This is a genomic window from Francisella noatunensis subsp. noatunensis (assembly GCF_009823375.1).
Classification (GTDB): domain Bacteria; phylum Pseudomonadota; class Gammaproteobacteria; order Francisellales; family Francisellaceae; genus Francisella; species Francisella noatunensis.
Genome location: NZ_WBSX01000154.1, coordinates 1 through 3,321, shown reverse-complemented (window position 1 = coordinate 3,321; position 3,321 = coordinate 1). Strand labels below are relative to the sequence as shown.

Genomic DNA, 3,321 nt, shown 5'->3' with positions numbered 1-3,321 from the left:
GTAGATTAAAACATGAGGCATTGTTAATATAACTCACAAAGCAATTTACAACTTAATAAGCAAGTTAAAGCTTAGACACTTATTATTTTTCAAAGCTAGACAATATAAATACAAAAAAGAAGGTGACTCTAAACAAGTTAAGATAAAGGATAGAGCGAGTATTTCTGAAAGACCTAGCAGTGCTAATAGAAAAAATCTTTATCACTTTGAAGGTGACACTATTGTTGGTAAAGACCATAAAGGTGCTATTGTAACAATGGTCGATAGAGCTAGCAGATTTACTATTTTAGCCAAGTCTATAGATAGAACAGCTAATTCAATCAATAGAATATTGTACAAAGTATCTAATGGTCATAAAATATTAACAGCTACATTTGATAATGGTAAAGAGTTTGCTAAACATAAGAAGCAAACTAGCAAGACTGGCATCAAAGTATTCTTTGCTGATCCATACAGTCCTTGGCAAAGAGGTACTAATGAAAACATGAATAGGTATATCAGACAATTTATACCTAAAGGTACTAACTTTAACAATATATCTCATCAATACATTAGAAAGTTACAGATAGACTTGAATAATAGACCTAAGAAATGTTTAAATTACTTGACACCTAATGAAGTACATTTTGGTATCTCTATAAACATTGAGAATACAATCTAGCAACTTAAAGAATTGGATATATGAAAACTCTTTAGATATAGGATGTAATGGAGTATTCAATATCATGATTTTATAGTTATAAGTATTTCATTTATGGTGTTGTTACATTTTTTTAAAGATAAATATAATTTACTAAAACTCTCCAATGCTGAAAGATTAGTCCTAAAAAAAGTCGTTAATAAAATGCAATTATAGTAATATTATTTGGTAAATTTAAAAATAAAATAAGGTGATTGGGAATGTTTGATTACATATTTAATAAGATTAAATCGACTATTTTTTCTAAACTCACGCCTGCACAATTGTTAATTACATCAGTATTAGCGTTTGTGTTTGGTTTTATTCCGGGAATCTCATACTCACCATTACTCTTTGTAGCAGTAATAACATTGGGGGTGATTCTTAGGATAAATATTGGTGTGTTTGTATTTATTGCGATTATCGCAAAAGCACTTTCATTTTTGCTTGAGATTGTTAGCTTCTCATTCGGACAATTCTTGCTAGATGGTTTTACACAACCTATTTTCAAGGCTATGGTTAATACGCTAGTCTTAGCCTATGCTGGATTTGATTATTATCTCGTCGCAGGAGGGTTTGTTCTAGCAATAATCTTAGGTGTTATATTTGGTCTTATTATCGCAAAGATATACAAAAAGATAATTGCAAAAATGTCATCTATTCAGTCAGGTATAGAACTATATAACAAAATCACCAAGAATTTTTTTGTTAAGATAGCTAGTAGGATTTTCTTGGGCAAGAATATTGCAAAGGTTGACTGGGTTGAAATGCAAAATCGTAAGTTTAGACAGCCATTTAGATTAACAGGAATTGTTCTTGTAGCTTTAATTATTGCGGCTTTGATATATTCTCCTAAGCTCTTAGAAACATCAATGGTATCAAATATCATTAAGCAACAGTTGACTAAAGCAAATGGAGCAACAGTAGACTATCAATCTTTAAGCTTAGATTTCACAAATGCAAGTCTTGATATTAAAGGTTTAGGCGTGGCAGATCCAAAAAATCTTGATAAGGATAGATTCTATGCTGAAAATGTGAGTGCGAGTCTAAATATTTCAAATTTACTTACTAGACAATTAACGCTAAAAAATGTTTTAGTTACTGGTGTATCTTTAGATAAACAAAGAGCTGAAAAAGCTAGCTTATATATCAATACTAAAGCAGCATCTAAAGATGAAACTAATCTAAATTCAGCAGCACTTAAGCAAAAAGCTATAGAAAGTATTGGTAAAGCAAGTCAAAATTTACAACAAGTAGATCTTCAAAAGTTAGAAGCTAATGCAAAGCAAACTAAAGAAGTTGTTGATGGTATTAAGCAAGCAGCAGAGTTTTTATCAAACTTTAGTTCTAGTAATGATGATGCAACTGGTACTAAACAGACAGAATCAATTACACCGAAGCAACAAGCTAAAGTATATGATTATGCGAATGTAAAAAATGAAATGCTTCGTGATAAGTATCCTAGTTTTGCAATTCAAAATATTGATATAAAAGGTTATCAAAATGCCGGTACTACCTACGATGCTAATATAACTAACATATCAACAAACCCTGTCTTATTAGGTCAGCCAACAGCAATTAATGTTAAGTCTGTAAATAATAGTGATGTTGATCTTAGCGTAGTTGTTTCAAATGAGCTAAATGTTGATAATACTGTCAAATTTAATTTGCAAAATGTAGCTGGAAAAGCAATTAAGGGCTTAAATATTCAAGGGGTTAATATAGATGCTAATAGCTTAACAATATCTGGTCAAGGAACTTGGCAGTTTAGTGGAGTAAGAAATATAATGTTCAATATTCCTTTGCAGCTAGAATTTGATATTGTAAGTGTTAGCTTTAACCAGTTTACTCAGAAAATACCTAGCTTAACATTAAATGGTGTTATCACTGGTGATTTGAATAAACTTAACTTTAGTGTTGATGTGTCTTCTTTGAAGAACTTATTGAGTGCTGATACTGTCAAAAATGTTGTTAGTCAAGTCGTTAAGCAGGCAGGGTTAGATAAGAAAGCGCAACAAATTATCAACAATACTAAAATTAATGGTAAGTCTATTCAAGATTTAAATGCGAATGACATCAAAAAGATCAATAAAAAAGATGTTCAAAATATAGCTTCTCAGTTTGGAATCAAAATTAATTGATAAATTTATTTATAGGCAACTTTCTATTAGAATCTATTTAGCAAATTACTTATATGATATTAGCATATTTATATAGTGTGCTTTGTTAGAGTATTTATTTATAGTTGCTAGATTGTATTCTGAAAGTTTTAAATAGTTGAAAGAGAGTTCCAAATATAGTTTATTAGGTTTTGACGAAACTAAAATAAACGATAAGGAACTAAAAAATGCCAAAGCACTTAACTCTTTCAAATAGATATTGTATAGAAGAATTACTTAAATTAGGATACCAAACATCTCAAATAGCCAATAAAATTGGCTATAGTGAAAGAGCTATAAAAAAGGAACTTAATCGCACTAGTATAAATAGTGACTATAATGCTGAGATAGCACAGAAGCTATATCAAAGCCGCAGAACTTCAAATAATCATAAGCTATCCTGTAAAGTTAAAAAGCTAATAATAGCTTTGTTAAAAAAGAAGATATCTCCGGAACTTATTTGTGGTAGATTAAAACATGAGG

General features: G+C 30.0%; 2 protein-coding genes and 1 pseudogene. All 3 read left to right on the top strand.

The window, feature by feature from the left end; all coding sequences use genetic code 11:
* Nucleotides 1–16 precede the first annotated feature (16 nt).
* A pseudogene (locus F8C69_RS09750) lies at nucleotides 17–661 on the top strand (IS30 family transposase); the annotation flags it as partial.
* A gap of 239 nt (nucleotides 662–900) precedes the next feature.
* Entirely contained in the window at nucleotides 901–2,820 is a 1,920-nt protein-coding gene (locus F8C69_RS09745; RefSeq protein WP_159185018.1) for a TIGR03546 family protein, read from the top strand.
* A gap of 206 nt (nucleotides 2,821–3,026) precedes the next feature.
* A partial coding sequence (locus F8C69_RS09740; protein WP_159184785.1) for a helix-turn-helix domain-containing protein occupies nucleotides 3,027–3,321 on the top strand: 295 nt, incomplete at its 3' end.

Coding starts and splice junctions, on each gene's coding strand:
- F8C69_RS09745 (WP_159185018.1), top strand. CDS start 901: ATGTTTGATTACATATTTAATAAGATTAAATCGACTATTTTTTCTAAA.